Annotated in this window: 2 protein-coding genes; both read right to left on the reverse strand. The window is 44.8% G+C overall.

Annotated features, from left to right (window positions below):
• Positions 1–250: 250 nt before the first annotated feature.
• The gene (locus G486_RS0116995; protein ID WP_027016596.1) at positions 251–475 is read right to left on the reverse strand and encodes a hypothetical protein; all 225 of its coding nucleotides are present in this window, start codon (positions 473–475) and stop codon (positions 251–253) included.
• Positions 476–479: 4 nt separating this feature from the next.
• On the reverse strand, positions 480–1,109 hold a 630-nt coding region (locus G486_RS23755; protein ID WP_169728615.1), incomplete at its 5' end, for an RHS repeat-associated core domain-containing protein.

Consider the following 1,109-nt stretch of genomic DNA (forward strand, 5'->3'; position numbering starts at 1 on the left):
TCTCTTGCTTCAAAGAGTGCCCAGCTTCTACGAGGGACATGATCACATGAGATGGAACATCGTGTTATGTCTTTGCCGACCATCTCCAAGACAACTGGACCAGTTTATGAAAAAGCCCAGATAAACTGCCACCAGGTGCCATGCCTGTTGAGCCGTTCATCAATTAGAATAAATTATTGTTGATAACTATTTATGCAACAACAACGCCGATCAATGGTGAAAATCTTGAGCCAAGCGCTTTTCTTGTGGATCAGTTCCTTGATATCTTGTCATTAATTTCGTCCAATAATTTCACTTTCTCTCGAAGCTCAGCCTTCAAATTTTCCAAATACCCTTGCATCTCATTAATTTCAGATTTAATTGCAATCAATCTATTTTTCGCTTTTTTGCAGTCCAACTCGCATTTGGTCATTCTTTCCTTCGCAAGAATATATCTTTTTTCAAAAATATCCAGTTTTTTCTCATAATCAGGCATTATATTACTCCAGTCCTTTAATCACCTGAGGCTTAAAACCAGAAGCCCGAATACCTTGCAGCCTAACCCTGATATTCAACAATCGATTTCCAATTTTTTTATCAAGAAAAACTTGAATTCCTGCGCGATGTAGATACTTCATTTCTCCAGGCTTTAGTGAGTCAATCGCTTTTTTGAAATCCCCTTTACACAGCTTCTCGTCACCGGGGTAAACTTGGCCTGTTTCAGTCAATATTCGTGGCCCCTCTACCCCTCCAATACGGGTATGCACATGCCACCCATGCCCCTGCTGTTTCCCATGCTCAACCTTTCCCCCAATATAGGTGGGATCCGGTGGTCCAGGATTAGCGTAGAAAGTGACGTTTCCCACCTGATAGACAGTCTCCAGCCCTTCAGGATCTGCAAAATTTATCGGATCCTCCCCCGCATAGGCAAACTGATTCCAGTCTCCGCCCAACCCAATCGGATCCTTAGATAAATACCTCCCCGTCTCCGGCTCGTAATAACGATAGCGGTTGTAATGCAGCCCCGTTTCCTCATCATGGTACTGGCCCGGGAAGCGGATGTGGTTACTGGTGGTGCTGCCTGCATCCACCCTGGCCCGCCCAAACGCTCCGTAGTCTGCTTCCCAGAT

The organism is Comamonas composti DSM 21721, assembly GCF_000429845.1.
In the GTDB taxonomy this organism is placed as follows: domain Bacteria; phylum Pseudomonadota; class Gammaproteobacteria; order Burkholderiales; family Burkholderiaceae_C; genus Comamonas; species Comamonas composti.

What these genes read in the sequence shown, in the direction of transcription:
- G486_RS0116995 (WP_027016596.1), bottom strand. Translation starts at nt 475, where the DNA reads ATGCCTGATTATGAGAAAAAACTGGATATTTTTGAAAAAAGATATATT.